This is a genomic window from Actinomadura violacea (assembly GCF_017573465.1).
Taxonomy (GTDB): domain Bacteria; phylum Actinomycetota; class Actinomycetes; order Streptosporangiales; family Streptosporangiaceae; genus Spirillospora; species Spirillospora violacea.
In genome coordinates this window covers 1-18174 of the sequence record NZ_JAGEPF010000014.1, presented here as the reverse complement: position 1 = coordinate 18174, position 18174 = coordinate 1, and the positions used below count along the sequence as shown (strand labels likewise).

General features: G+C 70.7%; 16 protein-coding genes. 3 read left to right on the top strand and 13 right to left on the bottom strand.

Going from position 1 to position 18174, the window contains the following annotated elements:
* Positions 1-29: 29 nt before the first annotated feature.
* The 11 genes from J4709_RS22585 to dacB form a co-directional block, all read right to left on the bottom strand.
* Positions 30-503, bottom strand: a complete 474-nt coding sequence (locus J4709_RS22585; RefSeq protein ID WP_208243782.1) for a DUF3180 domain-containing protein — start codon at positions 501-503, stop codon at positions 30-32.
* Positions 500-1087, bottom strand: coding sequence for a 2-amino-4-hydroxy-6-hydroxymethyldihydropteridine diphosphokinase (gene folK / locus J4709_RS22580; protein ID WP_208243781.1), 588 nt, complete (start codon positions 1085-1087; stop codon positions 500-502). The genes J4709_RS22585 and folK overlap by 4 nt, the downstream gene beginning before the upstream one ends.
* Positions 1084-1449, bottom strand: a complete 366-nt coding sequence (folB, locus tag J4709_RS22575; RefSeq protein ID WP_232383916.1) for a dihydroneopterin aldolase — start codon at positions 1447-1449, stop codon at positions 1084-1086. The genes folK and folB overlap by 4 nt, the downstream gene beginning before the upstream one ends.
* Positions 1446-1883, bottom strand: coding sequence for a nuclear transport factor 2 family protein (locus J4709_RS22570; RefSeq protein WP_208243780.1), 438 nt, complete (start codon positions 1881-1883; stop codon positions 1446-1448). Before J4709_RS22570 ends, folB begins: the two co-directional genes overlap by 4 nt.
* Positions 1880-2761 carry a dihydropteroate synthase gene (gene folP / locus J4709_RS22565; RefSeq protein WP_232383915.1) on the bottom strand — a complete coding sequence of 294 codons (882 nt, stop codon included), beginning with the start codon at positions 2759-2761 and terminating at the stop codon, positions 1880-1882. The genes J4709_RS22570 and folP overlap by 4 nt, the downstream gene beginning before the upstream one ends.
* A gap of 220 nt (positions 2762-2981) precedes the next feature.
* Complete coding sequence (folE, locus tag J4709_RS22560; RefSeq protein ID WP_151539301.1) at positions 2982-3596, bottom strand: GTP cyclohydrolase I FolE; 615 nt, start codon at positions 3594-3596, stop codon at positions 2982-2984.
* Between the two features lie 5 nt (positions 3597-3601).
* Positions 3602-5608, bottom strand: a complete 2007-nt coding sequence (gene ftsH / locus J4709_RS22555) for an ATP-dependent zinc metalloprotease FtsH (protein WP_208243779.1) — start codon at positions 5606-5608, stop codon at positions 3602-3604.
* Positions 5609-5920: 312 nt separating this feature from the next.
* Positions 5921-6484, bottom strand: coding sequence for a hypoxanthine phosphoribosyltransferase (hpt, locus tag J4709_RS22550; RefSeq protein WP_208243778.1), 564 nt, complete (start codon positions 6482-6484; stop codon positions 5921-5923).
* Positions 6485-6578: 94 nt separating this feature from the next.
* The gene (tilS, locus tag J4709_RS22545) at positions 6579-7604 is read right to left on the bottom strand and encodes a tRNA lysidine(34) synthetase TilS (protein ID WP_208243777.1); all 1026 of its coding nucleotides are present in this window, start codon (positions 7602-7604) and stop codon (positions 6579-6581) included.
* A 92-nt stretch (positions 7605-7696) separates the two neighbouring features.
* Complete coding sequence (locus tag J4709_RS22540; RefSeq protein ID WP_208244022.1) at positions 7697-8809, bottom strand: Rv3626c family coenzyme F420 biosynthesis-associated protein; 1113 nt, start codon at positions 8807-8809, stop codon at positions 7697-7699.
* Positions 8810-8948: 139 nt separating this feature from the next.
* Positions 8949-10337, bottom strand: a complete 1389-nt coding sequence (dacB, locus tag J4709_RS22535) for a D-alanyl-D-alanine carboxypeptidase/D-alanyl-D-alanine endopeptidase (protein ID WP_307801439.1) — start codon at positions 10335-10337, stop codon at positions 8949-8951.
* 138 nt (positions 10338-10475) lie between these two features.
* Here dacB and J4709_RS22530 point away from each other — a divergent pair, with 138 nt between their 5' ends.
* Positions 10476-10967 (top strand): inorganic diphosphatase, encoded by a 492-nt coding sequence (locus J4709_RS22530; protein WP_208243776.1) that lies wholly within the window; start codon positions 10476-10478, stop codon positions 10965-10967.
* A 229-nt stretch (positions 10968-11196) separates the two neighbouring features.
* Here J4709_RS22530 and J4709_RS22525 read toward each other — a convergent pair whose 3' ends face one another.
* Together J4709_RS22525 and J4709_RS22520 are read right to left on the bottom strand one after the other, a co-directional pair.
* Positions 11197-12378 (bottom strand): C40 family peptidase, encoded by a 1182-nt coding sequence (locus tag J4709_RS22525; RefSeq protein WP_232383914.1) that lies wholly within the window; start codon positions 12376-12378, stop codon positions 11197-11199.
* Between the two features lie 189 nt (positions 12379-12567).
* Positions 12568-14373: an RNA polymerase sigma factor gene (locus tag J4709_RS22520; protein WP_208243774.1), complete on the bottom strand. Its 1806-nt coding sequence runs from the start codon at positions 14371-14373 to the stop codon at positions 12568-12570.
* Positions 14374-14607: 234 nt separating this feature from the next.
* Here J4709_RS22520 and J4709_RS53495 point away from each other — a divergent pair, with 234 nt between their 5' ends.
* On the top strand, positions 14608-15399 hold the full coding sequence (locus J4709_RS53495; RefSeq protein WP_232383913.1) for a helix-turn-helix domain-containing protein: 792 nt from the start codon (positions 14608-14610) through the stop codon (positions 15397-15399).
* Positions 15396-17852 (top strand): VIT domain-containing protein, encoded by a 2457-nt coding sequence (locus J4709_RS22510; protein ID WP_208243773.1) that lies wholly within the window; start codon positions 15396-15398, stop codon positions 17850-17852. Before J4709_RS53495 ends, J4709_RS22510 begins: the two co-directional genes overlap by 4 nt.
* The last annotated feature ends 322 nt before the right edge of the window (positions 17853-18174 follow it).

Genomic DNA, 18174 nt, shown 5'->3' with positions numbered 1-18174 from the left:
CCGCTTCCGCTGCGGAGCCCTGCGGAGGCTCACGCCCTGGAGGCGTTACGGTCGCGCTCTTCCTCGTCGGGGTCCTTGGGCACACGGCATGAGTACTCCAGGAAGAACGCGGCGCCCACCAGCACCACCGCCGCCAGGAACGTGCCGACGCTGACGAAGAAGTCGTGGCGCGGCGTCGGTTTGTCCAGCGAGTCCGCCAGGTTGCCGGCGAACCCGCCGAAGACGCCGGCGATGATCGCGGCCGTGTGCGCGCTGGCCTTCCCCAAGGCCGCCATGCGCGCGACCACGAGCGGCTCCACCGGCTTGGTGTTCGGCTTGCGGCGGATCCGGCGCAGCAGGTTGAAACCGGTGAAGGCCTCACCGAGCGCCAGCAGCAGCAGGGTGGGCACCGCCGTCCACGGCAGCGGCGGCAGCGACACGTACGCGGAACGCAACACCGCCCAGGTGATCACTGCCACGACGATCACGAGGGCGATGAGGAACAGCGGGCGGGACGGTCTCATGCAGGCTGCTGCAGAGCCAGATCGTCCCGGCGGCGGCAGGCCGACGGGCCTCCTTCCGCCTGCTTGGCCTCGGCCAGGTCGCCGACACGGCCATGCCCGGGCAGGAGCACGTCCGGCTCGATGTCGGCCCACGGCACGAGCACGAACGCACGCTCGTGCGCGCGCGGGTGCGGGAGGGTCAGGGCCGGGTCGTCGGACGAGATGTCCCCGAACACCACGATGTCGATGTCCAGCGTGCGCGGCCCCCAGCGGACCTCGCGGACGCGGCGCAGGGAGTTCTCGATGTTCAGCACGCGTTCGAGGAGGTTCTCCGGTGGGAGCCGCGTGTCGGCCACCACCACGATGTTGAGGTAGTCCCCCTGCTCGGGGATGGTCTCCCCGGGCGGGGCGAACGGGGCGGTCTCGTAGACCGGGGAGCATGCCACGAACTCCAGGCCGGGCGCGTCGAACAGCGCGTCGACCGCCTCCTGGAGGTTGTCCAGCCGGTCGCCGAGGTTGCTGCCGAGCGAGAACACGACGCGGTGCTCGACCAGCATGTGGCCGCCGGTCGCGGTGCGGTCGGGCATGCGGTCTGACGCTGTCATGGGCGACTCCTCCTGATCTTCACGGCGACGTCCGTGAAGGGATGCGGCACCGGGGCGCTCGGCTTGTGGACGGTGACCTCGGCCTCCACCACCGCCGGGTCCCCCAGGCATGTCTTCGCGAGCCGGTCGGCCAGCGTTTCGATCAGGTCGACGGGCTCCCCCTCGACGACCTCGACCAGCCTGCCGGCCAGCGTCCCGTAGTCGACGGTACGCGAGAGGTCGTCGTTCTCCGCGGCGGGACGGGTGTCGAGGCCGAGCGACACGTCGACCACGAACTCCTGCCCGAGTTCACGTTCGGCCGGCAGCACACCGTGCCGACCCCGGGCCCGCAGGCCGCGCAGCTCTATGCGGTCCAGGCTCATTCTTCCTCTATATCCGCGGGGTTGAGGACGGGCGAGCCGTGGTGCAGCAGAAGGCGCCACTGCCCGTCGACGCGTACGAACAGTTTCGTGGCCACGATGCTTCCTCCGGCGAGGAACCCGGTCTCGGAGTCCTCGTCCGCGGTGAGGACGTTCTCCTTGCAGGTGACCACGGCATGGTCACCGTAGATGTCGGTCTCGACGTCGGTCAGCACGAACTGGATGTAGGCGGTGTTGGCCATGATGAGCGCCCACGAGCGGAGGATCTCCTCGCGCCCGCGCAGCATCGTCCAGCCGGGGTGGACGCAGGAGACGCCCGCCGCGTAGGGGCCGTCGGCCCACACGTCCGCCATGCGGTCGAAGTCCCCCGCTTCGAAGGCGGCGTAGAACTCGGCATGGACCTCTTCCAGGTCGGCGCGGTTCACTGCACGGCTCATCGCTGGTCGCTCCCGGGGTGCATGGGACGGGCGGCCTCGATCGCGGCCGCCACGCGTACGGCGTCCACATTCGGACGTACCCGGTGCACGCGCACGCACCACGCACCGGCCGTCGCGGCGAGGGCCGTGACGGCGACGGTGGCGTCGTCGCACTCGGCGAACGGGCGGCGCGTCCCGTCCGGGTCGGCCAGCAGGGTCGTGAAGAAGCTCTTGCGCGAAGCGCCGACCAGGAGCGGGTAGCCCGTGCCGATGAGCTCGTTCAGGTGGGCCAGCAGGGCCCAGTTGTGGCCGGCTGTCGGGCTCTTGGCGAATCCGAGTCCCGGGTCCAGGACGACCATGGACGGGTCGACGCCCTCGCCGAGGACCGCATCAACGCGGTGCAGCAGTTCCTCGCGCACTTCGCGGACGACGTCGGCGTAGACGGAGCGGGTCTGCATGTCGTGGCTGTGGCCGCGCCAGTGCATCACCACATAAGGCACGTTGGCGGCCGCGACCACACGGGGCATGTCCGGGTCGGCCAGTCCGCCGCTCACATCGTTCACCAGCCGGGCGCCTACGGCGACGGCGGCCTCCGCCACCTCCGCGCGCATGGTGTCGACACTGACGGGGACGTTCTCTTCCGTGAGCGCCCTGATGACGGGCACCACGCGGCGCAGTTCCTCCTCCAGGGACACCCGCTGCGCCCCTGGGCGCGTGGACTCGCCACCGACGTCGACGATGTCGGCGCCCTCGGCGACGAGGTCCAGGCCGTGGCTGACGGCCTTCTCCGGGTCGAACCAGGAGCCCCCGTCGGAGAACGAGTCCGGAGTGACGTTGACCACGCCCATGACGAGGCATCGCCCCGGCTGGGGCAGCCCCGGAACGGCGGCACTGGTCATATGGCCAACCCTATGCCTTGCCCACACCCCCTCAGAGCGCCGCCCTACGGCCGCCAAGGCGATTCCGCCCCGTCGATCCCGGCCCCGGCGGCGCGCTGGCCTCGCGACCGCCGATCGCCGCCGGCCGCCCCTCGCCGCCCACCCATCACATGCCGAACGGGCCTCAGCTCGACGCTGAGGCCCGTTCAGAGGTTCGGGTGAGTCCGTATGCGGTTCGAGGTCAGGAGCGCCCGAGGATCAGGCTCATCGCCTCACCCCGCGTCTCCGCATGATCACGGAAGTCGCCGCGCACCGCCGACGTCACCGTCTTGGCCCCCGGCTTGCGCACCCCGCGCATGGTCATGCACAGGTGCTCCGCCTCGATCACCACGATCGCGCCGCGCGGCTCCAGCACGCTCATCAGCGCATCCGCCACCTGGCTGGTCAGCCGCTCCTGCACCTGCGGGCGACGCGCGTATACGTCGACCAGCCGGGCCAGCTTCGACAGACCGGTGATCTGCCCCTTCTTGTTGGGCGTGTAGCCGACGTGCGCCACCCCGTGGAACGGCACCAGATGGTGCTCGCACACGCTGTAGACCTCGATGTCCTTCACCAGGACCATTTCCTCATGGTCGGCGTCGAACACCGTCGTCAGCGCGTCCTCGGGCCGCTGCCGCAGGCCGGCGAACTGCTCGGCGTACGCGCGCGCGACCCGCGCCGGGGTGTCGCGGAGCCCGTCGCGCTCGGGGTCCTCCCCGATCGCGAACAGGATCTCGCGCACCGCCTTCTCGATCCGCGCGTGGTCGAACCCCGGGGGGTCCTCCTGCACCGGCTCTTCGTCGTACGGGATGGCCAAGGCGGTCAGCTTTCGCCCGGGGCCGGGTCGGCGGACTCGGAGGTGACGCCGCCGCCCTGGCCGTTGTTCTTGGTCAGGTCGGTCACGTCCTGCGGGCCGAGCAGAGCCAGCTCCTTGGGCGTGAGCACCGGCGGGCGGTCCGACGGGAGGCGCTTGCCGTAGCCGGTGTAGGAGTTCTGGTGCGGCCGCTTCTGGATCGGCGCGAAGATCTGCAGCACCTGCTCCTTGGAGAGGGTCTCCTTCTCCATGAGGTTGACCACCAGGTCGTCCAGGACGTCCCGGTACTCCACGAGGATCTCCCACGCGGTGTCGTGCGCGGACTCGATGTAGCGGCGCACCTCGTCGTCGATCGCGGACGCGATGTCCTCGGAGTAGTCCCGCTCGTGGCCCATGTCGCGGCCGAGGAAGACCTCGCCCTGCCCGGTGCCGAACTTGCGGGCGCCGAGGCGCTCGCTCATGCCGTACTCGGTCACCATGTTGCGGGCGATGGAGCTGGCCTTCTCGATGTCGTTGGCCGCCCCCGTGGTCGGCTCGTGGAAGACCAGTTCCTCCGCGGTGCGCCCGCCCAGCAGCATGGCCAGCTGGTCGGTCATCTCCGAGCGCGTGGTGAGGAACTTGTCCTCCATGGGCAGCGTCATGGTGTAGCCCAGCGCGCGCCCGCGCGGGAGGATCGTCACCTTGTGCACGGGGTCGGAGTTCGGCAGCGCGTGCGCCACCAGCGCGTGCCCGCCCTCGTGGTAGGCGATGATCTTCTTTTCCTTCTCCGACATCACCCGGGTCTTGCGCTCCGGCCCGGCCATGACGCGGTCGATGGACTCCTCGAGGGTGTCCATGTCGATCAGCTTGCGGTCGAAGCGCGCGGTCAGCAGCGCCGCCTCGTTGATCACGTTCGCGAGGTCCGCGCCGGTGAAGCCCGGGGTGCGGCGCGCGATGATGTCCAGCTCCACGTCCGGCGCGAACGGCTTACCGCGGCCGTGCACTCGCAGGATGCCCTTGCGGCCCTCCAGGTCGGGGCGGTCCACGGTGACCTGCCGGTCGAACCGGCCGGGACGCAGCAGCGCCGGGTCCAGGATGTCGGGACGGTTGGTCGCCGCGATCAGGATCACGCCGCCCTTGACGTCGAAGCCGTCCATCTCGACGAGCAGCTGGTTCAGCGTCTGCTCGCGCTCGTCGTGGCCGCCGCCGAGGCCCGCGCCGCGGTGCCGGCCGACGGCGTCGATCTCGTCGATGAAGATGATCGACGGCGCGTTGGTCTTGGCCTGCTCGAACAGGTCGCGCACACGCGAGGCGCCGACGCCGACGAACATCTCGACGAAGTCGGAACCGGAGATCGAGTAGAACGGCACGCCCGCCTCGCCGGCCACGGCGCGCGCGAGGAGCGTCTTGCCGGTGCCGGGCGGGCCGTACAGCAGCACGCCCTTGGGGATCTTCGCGCCGATCGACTGGAACTTCGCCGGGTTCTGCAGGAAGTCCTTGATCTCTTCCAGCTCCTCCAGGGCCTCGTCGGCCCCGGCCACGTCGGCGAAGGTGGTCTTCGGAGTGTCCTTGGTGATGAGCTTGGCCTTGGACTTCCCGAAGTTCATGACCCGCGAGCCGCCGCCCTGCATCTGGTTCATGATGAACAGGAAGATCAGCACGATGACCACGATCGGCAGCAGGCTGAACAGCAGATTCAGGAAGAAGCTCTGCTTGGGGACATCAACGTTGTAGCCGCCCGGCAGTTGCTTGCTGTCGGCCTGCTTCTGCAACTGGTTCTGCAACTGCAGGCCCTGGCCGTCGACCCAGGAGGCCTGCTGCTGCTTGCCGTTCTTGAGCGTGACCTCGATCCGCTGGTCCTTGTCGACGATCTTCGCGGACTTCACCTGGCCCGCGTTGATCTCCTCGACGACCTTGGAGGTGTCGGTCTTCTCGAACGAACGGCCGGGGTTGACGCCCCACATCACAAGGGCGACCAAGAGGCCGAACAGCAGGATCCACAGCAGCGGCCCGCGAAAATAGCGCTTCACGTCCATTTATCCGGTTACCCCTACGGGGCCCGTCCCTCCTGACCAACGTCTGTGTGCGATCCTCGCCCGCCCGGGGGGCGGACGCCACTGCGACCAACAAAAGCTCCGTCGCCCGGGGCTCCGGACCCACCGAGGCGGTCTCCCTCACGTGGCTCCCTGACCCGAGGGCCCGGGATAGTGACGGTACACCGCAGGGCACAGGAGACGCAGCCAGCGCCGATCTCCTGATCCTCTTCATATACCCGTCAACGACCTTTGCAACGATCCGTCACGGCCCCTTGTTCCCAGGGGCCCCCGGCAGGCCGTGCGGAAACGGGGTCAGGCGCCCTCCCCGCCGTACACGTGCGGCGCCAGAGTCCCCACGAAGGGGAGGTTCCGGTACTTCTCCGCATAGTCGAGCCCGTACCCGATGACGAACTCGTTGGGGATGTCGAACCCGATGTACCTGACGTCGAGGTCGGCCTTCACCGCCTCGGGCTTTCGCAGCAGCGCGCAGATCTCCAGGGACGCCGGGCCGCGCGAGCGCAGGTTGCTGACCAGCCACGACAGTGTCAGGCCCGAGTCGACGATGTCCTCCACGATGAGGACGTGCCGGTCGAGGATGTCGGTGTCCAGGTCCTTGAGGATGCGGACGACGCCGGACGACTTTGTGCCCGAGCCGTAGGACGAGACGGCCATCCAGTCCATCTGAGCCGGCGTGTGCAGCGCGCGCGCGAGGTCCGCCATGATCATGACGGCGCCCTTCAGGACGCCGACGAGGAGCAGGTCCTTGCCCTCGTAGTCGGCGTCGATCTGCGCGGCGAGCTCGCGGACCTTCGCCTGCAGGTCGGCCTCGGGGATCAGCACTTTCGCCAGATCGTTGCCCAGGTCCTTCTCGTCCACAACCCCACCCTCATCGTTGTGACTTCGCCCCTCCTCGTGGGACGGGCGCCTTGCGCGACGGGAACGCCGTGTGACGGGTCGCACACGAGCGGCGTCAAACCGGGCCGAACAGCAGCCTCCCATACCGCCGGAACGCTCGAAGCCCCCCGGGCAGATCGACGTGCCGCTGGCCGTGCCAGGCCGTGACCAGCCGATCCATAGCATCGACATGGACGGCCGCGAGCGTACCCGGTGGACTGCCCGCTTTGAGCGCGGCCATCCGCAAGACGCGCGTACGGAGGGCTCTGGGCAGTTGTTCGAGGCCGTCCACACGGATGGCGATGGCCGCCTCGTCGTCGGTGTCGACGAGGCCGCCGGTGTCCAGGAGGTCGTCGTACGCGCGCGCGGCCAGATCGTCCAGGGCGTCGGCGTCGTCGCGCAGCATCCGGGCCGTTCGCGCCAGCGCCTCGGCGATGCCCGGCCCGATCGTCTCCTCAAGGACGGGCAGCGCTTGGTGCCGTACGCGCACGCGCGTGTAGGCGGGGTCGTCGTTGTGGGGGTCGTCCCAGGGTTCCAGTCCCATCGCGAGGCAGGCCCTGCGCATGGTCGCCCGGTCCAGTTCCAGCAGGGGCCGGAGATACAGAACGTCACCACTGGCTGTCGGGCGGCTGAGGGCGGGGGGCATTCCCGCCAAGGAGCGGGCTCCGGAGCCGCGCGCCAGCCCCAGCAGGACCGTCTCCGCCTGGTCGTCTCGGGTGTGGCCTAGGAGGACCGCTGCCGCGCCGAGCCGACCGGCTGCACGGTCCAACGCCGCATAGCGGGCGTTGCGGGCCGCGTTCTCCGTGCCGCCTTCACCGTCCACGGTGACCGCGATGGACCCGGCCGGGTCCAGCCCCAGATCCGCGAGGGTGCGAACGACCGCGTCCGCGCGCGCGCCCGAACCTGCCTGCAGGCCATGGTCGATCGTTATGCCGCCCGCTTGAAGCCCTGCCCTGGGCGCCTCGAAAGCGAGGGCTCCCGCCAGCGCCAGGGAATCGGCGCCGCCGCTGCATGCGACGAGCGTCATACCGCGCGCGGGCAGGCCGGCCAGCACGCGCCGCACTGCCAGCCGCACTGCCGCCACCGCCGGATCAGGACCCATGGCAAACGTCTATCACCGGGCGGTACAGCCCCGCGGAGGCGGTGTCCAGCCCGCTCTGGCCGACGGCTACGCGTGCGCCTCCTGCGATCCCGTCACGCCTCGCTGGCCTCAGGCGGGGCCACGTCGATGGCGCGCGGGCCGATGACCCGGTTCATCCAGCGGGCCGGCTCCTTGATCTCGTCGTGCGTCGGCAGGGACTCCGGGGACTCCCAGACCTGGTTGAACCCGGTCATGCCGGCCTCCGCGACGACCCGCCGGACGAACCGCGAGCCCTCCGCGTACTGCTTCATCTTCAGGTCGATGCCCAGCAGGCGGCGGATCGTCTTGTCCAGCTTGGAGCCGCCGTCGCGGCGCCCCTGGAACCGGGACCGGATCTGCTCGACCGACGGCACGACCTCCGGCCCGACCGCGTCCATGACGTAGTCGCCATGCCCCTCGACCAGGGTCATCACCGCGGTGAGCCGGTCCAGGATCTTGCGCTGTTCGGGGCTCTGGATCGCGTCGATGAGGTTGGCGTCCCCGCCGCGCACCGCGTCGGCCACGGCCTCGGCCGCGTCCCGGATCCGGTCCAGCATCACGCCGGGATCCAGATCGGACGCCAGCAGGAACTGGGTCATCTGGTCCTGCACGTACTCGCGCAGCCACGGAACACCGGTGAACTGGGCGCGGTGCGTCTCCTCGTGCAGGCACACCCACAGCCGGAAGTCGCGCGTGTGCACGCCGAGTTCCTGCTCCACATGCACGATGTTGGGCGCCACCAAGGTGAGGCGTCCGGTCGGCGCCTGCCCGGACGGGTCCGGCGGCAGGAACAGCTCGTACTGGCCGAGCACACGGCTCGCCATGTAGGCCAGGATCGCACCGACCTGCATTCCGGTCACACGCGAACCGACCGCCTGGACGACCACATTGCCGGCGCCGCCGAGCGGGCCGGGGCCGCGGCGTTCGGTCATCTGCTCCATGAGCGGTTCGAGCACGACCCGGAAGCCGTCGACGTTGGCGCGGATCCATCCGGGCCTGTCCACGATCGTCGCCGGGGCCGGATCGACCTCGGAGGCCATCCCGGTGAAGTCCCGCACGTGCCCGTGCGCGTCCCTGGACAGCTCGCGCAGCTCCGCCACCACTGCACGGGCCTCTTCGTGGCTGACCTGCGGTCCTGGACGCACCAGCCGGGTGCCCGCCTGGACCGCGACGTTCCAGTCGATCATTGAGGCGCTCATGTGCTCCACCGTACTTTTCGGACACGGCGCCGGAGCGCCCCTGCACGATCGTTCAACGAACAACCGTTCTGGTTATCTCCCGTACGGCCCCGCCCACACTCCGATCGGCCACCGCGGCCCGCGACGATCAGCAGCCGCACCCGGCCACGGCCGCCGCGAGCTGGTCGAGCTTGCCCGGATCCACCGGCCCTTTCCCGTCCCCGGCCATGAACGCGAACGTCAGCAGCCGTCCGTCGGCGTCGTAGGTGAGCCCCGCCAGTGTGCTGACGCCGGAAAGCGTGCCCGTCTTCGCGCGCACGACGCCCGCGCCCGCCTGGCTCGTCGCGACGGTGTAGCGCGGCGGCCTCAAGGTGCCCGAGAACCCGGCGATGGGCAGTCCGGTGATGACCGAACGCAGCTGCGGGTGCGCCGGGTCCGCCGCAAGGGCGATGATGCGCGCGAGCGCGAGCGGCGTGATGCGGTTACGCGGCGACAGGCCGCTGCCGTCGTTGACCGACACGCCCTGGGTGACACCGAGCTTGGCCAGCGTCTGCCGCACGGCCTGCGCCGCGTCCGCGAACGTCGCCGGACGGCCCAGCTTGATGGCCACCTGCCGGGCCATCGCCTCGGCGACGTCGTTGTCGCTCTCCGTCAGCAGGTGTTCGATGAGCGCGGACAGCGGTGGTGACTGCACCGCGCCTAGGCGGGTCGCGTTCTTCTGCGCGGCGGCCCTGCGGCCCGCTTTCGCCCTCACCCCGTCCCTGGTCAGCAGGTTGGCGAAGATGGCCGCGGCCGCGGACGGAGGGTCGGACACCCGCGCGCGCTTGGTGGGATCAGCCGGAGAGACGCGTCCCTCGTCGACGGTCAGGGCGGTCACCGGCGCCAGTTCGCCTTCCGGCAGGTAGTTCGGCTTCCACCCGGCCGCAGTGCGCGGCCCTTGGTAGGCCGATGCGTCGTAGTCCACGCGTACCTGCGTCACACCGGCCGCCTTGAGGGCCGTGGCGGTCTGCTTGGCGAGGTCCAGCAGCGACGCGTAGGGCGGGTGCCCCTCGTCCGTGCGCGCGGGAAGTGCCGTCAGGGTAGGATCCCCGCCTCCGACCAGGACGATCCCGCCGCCGGTACCGCGCACGACCTGAGTGGTGATCCGGTGTGCGGGGCCGACGGTGGCCAGAGCGGCGACGGTCGTCGCCAGCTTGGTCGTGGAGGCCGGCGTGGCGGGCTGGTCGGCGCGCTGCGCGAACAGCGTGCGACCGGTCTTCACGTCCACGACCACGGCGTTGATCTTCGCCTTGGGGCCGCCGATGAGCGCCGCCAGCCGCCCGCCCAGGGCCTGGGGGCTCGGCGCGCGCCCCCCGGCGGGATCCGCCGCGGGGATCTCGGCCGACGCACGCACCAGATCGCGCGCCGCGACGCCGGGCGGCTGCGGGGACAGGTGCCTGTCCGGTGTGAGTTTCACCACTGCCAGCCCCGCGGCGACGATGAAAACGTTAAGGAGGGACAGCGACAGTACGGCAAGGGCACGCCCGCGTGCAGGCACGTGACCGCCCCTCTCCCACTCAGCACTCACCAACGTGCGACATCCTTATATAAGGGAACCCACCCCCGTGGGGTCGGCCTCGCCCGCGCAGACCCCGAAAGACTATTCACTGCGACCGCGCAGGGAGCGGAGGACATCTTGGATTTCGACGTCACCATTGAGATCCCGAAGGGCCAGCGGAACAAGTACGAGGTAGACCACGAGACCGGCCGCATCCGGCTCGACCGCATGCTCTTCACCTCGACGCAGTACCCGGCCGACTACGGGTTCGTCGAGGACACGCTGGGCGAGGACGGGGACCCTCTGGACGCCCTCGTGCTGCTCCAGGAGCCGACGTTCCCAGGGTGCCTGATCCGCTGCCGCGCGGTGGGGATGTTCCGGATGACCGACGAGGCCGGTGGTGACGACAAGGTCCTGTGCGTCCCGGCGACGGACCCGCGCATGGAGCACCTGCGCGACATCCACCACGTCCCCGAGTTCGACCGGCTGGAGATCCAGCACTTCTTCGAGGTCTACAAGGACCTGGAGCCCGGCAAGTCCGTCGAGGGCGCCAGCTGGGTGGGGCGCGTCGAGGCCGAGGCCGAGATCGAGCGTTCCCGCAAGCGCGCGGTCGACCAGAGCGGCCACTGATCCATGTCCGGCGCTGCCGGCCCGCTGTGGGCCGGGGCCGGAAGTCGCGCAACGGCGTAGATCCGCTCCCCGCCGTATACGCGTCAGGGCTTGCGCAGAACCCTTCCGTACGGGAGACCGTGCGGAAGGGTTCTCGCTTCCGCACGAGCGGTTCTCACTTCCGCACGAGCTGTGCTCGCTTCGGTGCGGGCCATGCCCGGTCGCCTGTGCGTGCTCTGCGGCGCTGCGCTCAGCCCGCAGGACGGGTCGCCCCGATCAGCCCGGTGCGGTGGATGCTGGAGATGCGAACGCGCGCACCCGTGTAGGGCGCCTCCACCATCCTGCCGCCGCCGATGTACACGCCCACGTGGTGGATGGTGTCCGGGTTCGAGGTGTCGGTGGCGAAGAACACCAGGTCGCCGGGGCGGAGCCTGTCGAGGGGGACGTGCGGGCCCGACGTCCACTGCGTGCCCGTCCAGTGGTCGAGCCGGACGCCCACCTTGCCCCACGCGTACATGGTCAGCCCGGAGCAGTCGAAGCCGAGCGTGCCCGCTCCTTGGTCGACTCCCAGACTGGGCCCGCCGAAGGTGCCTCCGCCCCAGGAGTACGGGGTGCCGAGCCAGTCGAGCGCCGCCTGCGCCACGGTCGCGCCGCGCCTGACGACATTGGCGGTGTCCACGCCGGCACCGGCATGCTCCAGGCCGGCACGGACCTTGCGGGCAGCGCGCGCTTCGAGGGCACGCTCCCGTTCACGTGCGAGCCGGTCCGCGCGCGCTTGGGCCTGGCCCAGCCGCTTCTCCAGCACGCGTTTCCGGTCCGCGATGCTCTTGATGGACGCCTGCTGCTTCGCCACCGCCGCCTGCGCTTGGCCCTTGGCCGCTTCGGCGTTCTTGGTCGCCGCGGTCTGGTCCTGAAGCGCGGCCTGCGCCTGCCGCCGGAACACGTCCGCGACGGTCCTGGCCGCCTTGACCCGGCGGACCATCGTGGTGCGCTGCTCGGCCAGCACCTCGACCATCCCAGCCCGGTCCATAAAGCCTTGCGGGCCGCCCCTGCCGGAGATCGCCGAGGAGACCCGGTCATAGCCGGTGTTGTCCTGGTACACGCGCGCGGCGAACGACGCCAGCTCGTCCTGGGCCTGACCCACGCGGCGGGCCGCCTCGGTCAGTCGCTGCTGGGTGTCGAGGTAGGCCTGCTGGGAACGTTCCAGCTTGAGCCGCTCTCCGTTGTACCGTTCCACCGCAGCCTCGGCCGCGGTGTTCAGGCCGTCCAGCTCCCCATCCGCCTGGGCGAGTTCCGCCTTCGTCCGTCCGACGTCCGCGGCGCGGTCCCTCGCCAGCTGCCGGCTCTTCTCGACATCGTGCGCGCTCGGCACCGGCTTGCCCGCCGCACGCGGCGCCGTACGGGCCGACACAGGCGGGACAAGCCAGCTCATGCCGACCGCCATTCCGGCGGAGAACACCATCAACCGGAGGGTCGCGTTCCGCGCGGAGGAGGCCGGTCCACGACGACGAGGCTCTGCTGCGCTCGGTCCCATGAACACGTCCTCCCCCTGGCGTGTTTTACTTAGCGCAAATGATCACCTACGAAGCGTAGTTGAGACGGGCAACAATCGGAACGTCCGTCACGCGGGCGTCGCACTTCCGTCCGACGCGGACGGTGAGCCGGGGGCCGCCGAAGAGGCGGGTGGTGTCGAGGACGGCGGCGGATCCGGTTCCCCACCCGAGGACGGCGGATCGGACGGCGTCGGCGAATCCGAGTGCGGCGGCGCGGACGACGAAGGCGGGTTCGGGTCGGACGATGTGGGCGGGTCACCGGGCCGCTGCGTCTCCGGCGGCGTGGACGGTGCGCCGGTGCCGGGCCCGGTCGGTGTAGGAGTGGGGCTTGAACCGCCCCCTGGCGGGGGCGGAGTGTCGGCGCGCCATGTCACGCACACCTGCGTCCCGCCGGGCTGGAACGTGATGCCGCCTTCGCCACGCGCGCGCGATTGGCGGGACGCGTGCACGGCAACGGTCGCGGTCTGACCGGCCTCTAGCCGCCCCGAGGTCTTGTCCAATCGGAGCGCACCCCAGGCTTTGGCACTCCACGACACGGGCGCACCCACTGCCTGTAGCTCCACCGTGCCGTCCGAGCCTCCGGCCATGTCGAGATACAGCGGAGAAACGACGAGGGCGCCCGATGGGCTCATCGGGCTGGGAAGAGGACCTCCAGGTATCGGCGGCGCGGGAGGCGACGGGTACAGGGCGGTGGGCGGCGCGGAGGAGCCTAACGAGCCCAACGGAAAAGTGGCCGAGACGGGTGCGACATCGACGGTCCCTGCCCCGCCTCCCCTTGTTGGATGGCCGCCCGGTGTCGGGCTCTGAGAAAGGCCGAGAACCGCGCTGGGCCGCGGTCCAGCTAGAGTCCCCGCCCGCCCGGCGTCTTCCGACTGGCCGAAGAGGCCGCGCACGGCGGTGATGCCGCCTCCGAACAGGACCGCCACTAGCACGAGCACGGCGAAGGCACGGGCGGCCTGTGCGGCCAAGCCGTCCGGCGGTAACAGACCGCGGTCGCCCTTCGGCCGCCTTCGCGGCGAGAACCGTCCTCTGGGACGGGGCGCCCTCAACTGGCCCGCGGACTGCCCCGGCTGTACAGGGAAGCCGGCCGACGTGAACTCGGTGACGCGAGTGGCGACGAAGAGCCGGTAGCCGACGAGCTCGGAATCCATGAAGCAGCTCATCACCCGGACCTTCAACTCCTCGGGCGGGTCCGCGTCCGGGAGCAGCCCGTACACCTTGGCCGCCGATACGCTTCGCGGCCGGAAGGCGCCGCAGACGGCGCACTCCTGCGCGTGCGCCAAGAGCTGCTCGCTCAGATCTGCGGTGAGGTCACCGTGCCGCTGCCGCAGAAGCCGGGCCCGTTCCGCGCACCCGTAAGGCCCCTGCTGCGCGAGGATCTCCGCGGTCAGTGCCGCTTCGAGTTCTGCGTGCGCGCGCTCCAGAACGACCTCGGCCTCCTTGGCCGAGACATCGAGAATGGCGGCCAGATCCGGAATGGACATCTGGTGCCGCACGCGCAACTCGAGGATCTCTCTGGAGACGGCCCTAAGCGCGGCCACGGCCTCCCATGCGGTGATCCTTTGATCCACGTCCTCCTGATCGTGGCTGGCGACCGGCAGATCGGGCGGACGCTCCCGCACAGGCGTCCGCCGAGCGCACTCCAACCGGGCGATGGCGTACAGCCATGGCCCGAACCGGTCGGGATCGCGCAGCTTGCCGATGTGGGCCTCTGCCACGACGAACGCGTCCCGCAGCGCCACCTGTGCGGCGTCCCGCTCCCGCAACTGGAACCAGCAGTAGGCGTAGAGCCTGTCGGCGTAGGCCGCGTACATGTCGGCCGGGGCGCCGGCGTCGCGTACGCGCAGCGCCTCGACCAGGAGATGGTCGTTCATACCGGAAAAGGTAAAGCCTCCCGCAGGGCTTTACCGGCAATTCCAAGAGATCGAACTCGACAGTCGAACTCAATTCTTCCGCATTTTTGGCCGCTTTTCCTTAGTGTTGCATTTAGAGGTTTTGGCGGGGTTCGTCCGACCTCCTGCCCTCCCGTCCGACCGGCGGGCGAAGCCGACCACCGCTGTCATCTTGCGGATTTGACACTGTCATCGTGACAGTGTCATCATCGAGCCATGGACGTCACCTGGACGATCGGCGAGCTGGCGGAGCGCGCTGCGGCGGTTCTCGCCGTCGGCGAATCCGCGCAGGTCAACGGCCGGGTGCGCGACCTGCCCAATGAGCGGCTGATCCGCTGGTACACCACGATCGGGCTGGTCGACCCGCCCGCCGGTCGGCGCGGCCGCACCGCGCTCTACGGCCCGCGCCACCTCCTCCAGCTCGTCGCGATCAAGCGCCGCCAGGCGGCCGGCCGCTCGATCGCCGAGATCCAGCTCGAACTCGCAGCGGCGACCGACGCCACCCTCGAAGGGATCGCGGCCCTCCCGCCGGGCGCGGCGGATCCGGACGCCGCAATGCAGGACCCGGCCACGACCGCACCCGCCCTGCCGCCCTCGGGTACTCCGGCAGGAGAAGCGCCTCCGAGGAACCCCGAGGCCGCCTCTCAGGACGGCGCCGCCGCTCCCGCGAAGTCAGCGGGAACCGCGCCGCTCACCGACGGCACAGAGCCCGAGGACCACGGAACGCGACCTAGAGAGCGTTTCTGGAGCGCTCGTCCCGACGTGTCCTACGGCCGCGCCGCCGTAGTGGAGAACCGTCCCCGCCCCGTGCTCCCCGTCGTACAGGGCGTCCGTCTAGCCCCCGACCTCACCCTCCTTCTGGAGACCGGCTCCCTCAGCGCCGATGACCTCCAGGCCATCGAGACCGCCGCGCGGCCGCTGCTCGACGAACTGGCCGCACGCGGGCTCATCGCCTCCCCCGCAGACTCCGTTCGCACGCCCGCCGACCCTCCCCGGAGGCCGCAATGACCGTCCGCATACTGCCCCTGCCCGAGACCGACGAGCCCGCGGCCCCCGAGGGCGGGCTCGGCGCACTGGCCACCGACCGGGGCAACCTCCCGCTCGACTCCGTCGACGTGCGCGCATCGATCACCGGACTGGCCGCCGGGGTCGAGGTCGTCCAGGGTTTCCGCAACCCGTTCGACGTACCGCTGGAGGCGACCTACATCTTCCCGCTGCCCGACCGCGCCGCCGTGACCGCGATGCGGATGGAGGCGGACGACCGGGTCGTCGAAGGAACGCTGAAGGAACGAGGCCAGGCCCGCCAGGACTACAGCGCCGCCATAGCGGCCGGGCAGCGCGCCGCCCTCGCCGAAGAGGACCGGCCGGACGTGTTCACCATGCAGGTGGGCAACATCCTTCCCGGGGAACGCGTGACGATCAGCCTCGCGCTCACCCAGCCGCTGCCGCACGAGTCGTCCTCCACGGCGACGTTCCGCTTCCCGCTGGTCGTGGCGCCCCGCTACATCCCGGGAACGCCGCTGGACGATGAGGCCGCGGGCGGCGGAGCGGCCGAGGACACCGACGCGGTGCCGGACGCGTCCCGGATCAGCCCGCCCGTGCTGCTGCCGGGGTTCCCCAACCCGGTGCGCCTGGCGATCAGTGCCGACATCGACCCGTCCGGCCTGCCGCTCACCGAGATCCGGTCGGCCTTGCACGTGGTGACCGAGGAGAGCGACGCGGGCCGCACCACGGTCCGGCTCCGTCCCGGCGAGCGCCTCGACCGCGATTTCGTCCTGCGGCTGGGCTTCGCCCCTCAGGAGAGCGCGGCGCTGTCCCTGGTTCCGGACGAGAGCGGCGACGAGGGCACCTTCAGCCTCACCGTCCTGCCCTCCGGGGACGCCCGGCCGCGCCCACGCGACGTGGTGCTGATCCTCGACCGCTCGGGCAGCATGCACGGCTGGAAGATGGTCGCCGCGCGGCGGGCCGCCGCGCGGATCGTCGACACGCTCCGCGACGAGGACCGGTTCGCCGTCCTGTCGTTCGACACCGTCGTCGAGCGCCCCCGCGACCTCGGCTCCGGCCTGGTCCCGGGCACGGACCGCAACCGGTTCCGCGCCGTCGAGCACCTGGCCGCACTCGACGCCCGCGGCGGCACCGAGATGCTCACCCCGCTCAACGAGGCGTGCCGCCTGTTCGCCGGCTCCGAACGCGACCGCGTGGTGGTCCTCATCACCGACGGGCAGGTCGGCAACGAGGACCAGATCCTCGCTCAGCTGGCTCCGCGCCTGCGGGGCGTCCGCGTCCACACCGTCGGCATCGACCGCGCCGTGAACGCCGGCTTCCTGAACCGCCTGGCCGCGATCGGCCAGGGCCGCTGCGAGCTGGTGGAGTCCGAGGACCGCCTCGACGCGGCCATGGACCAGATCCACCACCGCATCGGTGCGCCCGTCGCCACCGACCTCTCTTTGCAGGCCGAGGGCTTGGAGGTCGTCCCCGGCTCCGTGGCCCCCGCCCGCCTGGGCGCCCTCTTCCCAGGTGTGCCCCTTGTGATCGCGGGCCGTTTCCGCGGCGAGCCCACCGGGTCGGTGACCGTCCACGGCACCGCGGCCGACGGCGCCGCCTGGCGGCAGCATGCGTCCGGCACGATCGCCCATAACCCCGCCGCCACGGCGATCTGGGCGCGCGCGCACCTGCGCGACCTTGAGGACCGCTACACCGTTGGCGGGCCCCCGGACCTCGAACAACACATCGTCGAGACCTCACTGCGGTTCGGGGTCCTGTGCCGCTTCACCGCCTTCGTCGCCGTGGACAGCCGGGTCGTCACCGACTCGGCGGCGCCGCACCAGGTCGTCCAACCCGTGGAGGTGCCGAGCGGCTGGGCCGCCCCCGCAGCGTCGTACGGAGCGGCGAGTCCGCTGATGGCACCGCCTCCCGCCCAGCCCGCAAGCGGTCCGCCCCCCTCGACCTTCGCCCCGCCTACTCCGAGCGCGCCTTCCGGCCCGCCGCCTCCGCAGGCCCTGCCCACGCAACCGCCGGCACCCGCAGGCGGATCCCCGGCAAGGAGCCGGCTTGGGGGCTACATGGCTCCGGAGGACGACCTCGACGTCCCCGACTTCCTGGGAACGGGCGCGCCGCCTCCCCCTCCCGACCTCAGCGTCCTCAAGCGGGAACTGGCGGAGCGGCTCGAGTCGATGCGGAGCACCCCGGACGACCACGCCCGCCGCGTCATCTGCCTGCGGCAGGACGTCCTCCCGGTCCTGATGTCGGTCATCGAACGCATGCGGCCGCTCTTCGCTCCCGGCGCCGAACCGCTCCGCGCACTGGAGGCGCTCCGCGATGATCTGATCCGCCTCTCGCCCGGCACCGAGGCGCAACAGGTCGGCGGACTCTGGTCTCGCACACTGCGAGTCCTCGGCGACTTCACCGGCGAAGCCGCCAAGTCCCCGGCCCGCCGTCCGTTCTGGAAGCGCAGCCAGTAATCCCGCTTCCGGCACGGCCGCTCACCACACCGCACGCGCAACCAGGTGATCACGCAAGGCGCAGACCGGTAGCTCCGGCTTCAAAGCACGGCTGGTCAGAGCAGGCCGCCTGGCGCGGCGATGGGATGCCGGGTGGTGAGCGAAGAGGCTGGACCGCGAAGGGGCTGAACGGCGAAGGCGGTGGACGACCGAAGCGGACGGCCGACGCAGTGGACGGCCGACGCAGTGGACGGCCGACGCAGTGGACGGCCGACGCAGTGGACGGCCGACGCAGTGGACGGCCGACGCAGTGGACGGCCGACGCAGTGGACGGCCGACGCAG

Bases quoted from the DNA above. Each gene is read 5' to 3' on its own strand.
- J4709_RS22585 (WP_208243782.1), bottom strand. From the start codon at position 503: ATGAGACCGTCCCGCCCGCTGTTCCTCATCGCCCTCGTGATCGTCGTG.
- folK (WP_208243781.1), bottom strand. From the start codon at position 1,087: ATGACAGCGTCAGACCGCATGCCCGACCGCACCGCGACCGGCGGCCAC.
- folB (WP_232383916.1), bottom strand. From the start codon at position 1,449: ATGAGCCTGGACCGCATAGAGCTGCGCGGCCTGCGGGCCCGGGGTCGG.
- J4709_RS22570 (WP_208243780.1), bottom strand. From the start codon at position 1,883: ATGAGCCGTGCAGTGAACCGCGCCGACCTGGAAGAGGTCCATGCCGAG.
- folP (WP_232383915.1), bottom strand. From the start codon at position 2,761: ATGACCAGTGCCGCCGTTCCGGGGCTGCCCCAGCCGGGGCGATGCCTC.
- ftsH (WP_208243779.1), bottom strand. From the start codon at position 5,608: ATGGACGTGAAGCGCTATTTTCGCGGGCCGCTGCTGTGGATCCTGCTG.
- tilS (WP_208243777.1), bottom strand. From the start codon at position 7,604: ATGGGTCCTGATCCGGCGGTGGCGGCAGTGCGGCTGGCAGTGCGGCGC.
- J4709_RS22540 (WP_208244022.1), bottom strand. From the start codon at position 8,809: ATGATCGACTGGAACGTCGCGGTCCAGGCGGGCACCCGGCTGGTGCGT.
- J4709_RS22525 (WP_232383914.1), bottom strand. From the start codon at position 12,378: ATGAGCTGGCTTGTCCCGCCTGTGTCGGCCCGTACGGCGCCGCGTGCG.
- J4709_RS22520 (WP_208243774.1), bottom strand. From the start codon at position 14,373: ATGAACGACCATCTCCTGGTCGAGGCGCTGCGCGTACGCGACGCCGGC.
- J4709_RS53495 (WP_232383913.1), top strand. From the start codon at position 14,608: ATGGACGTCACCTGGACGATCGGCGAGCTGGCGGAGCGCGCTGCGGCG.
- J4709_RS22510 (WP_208243773.1), top strand. From the start codon at position 15,396: ATGACCGTCCGCATACTGCCCCTGCCCGAGACCGACGAGCCCGCGGCC.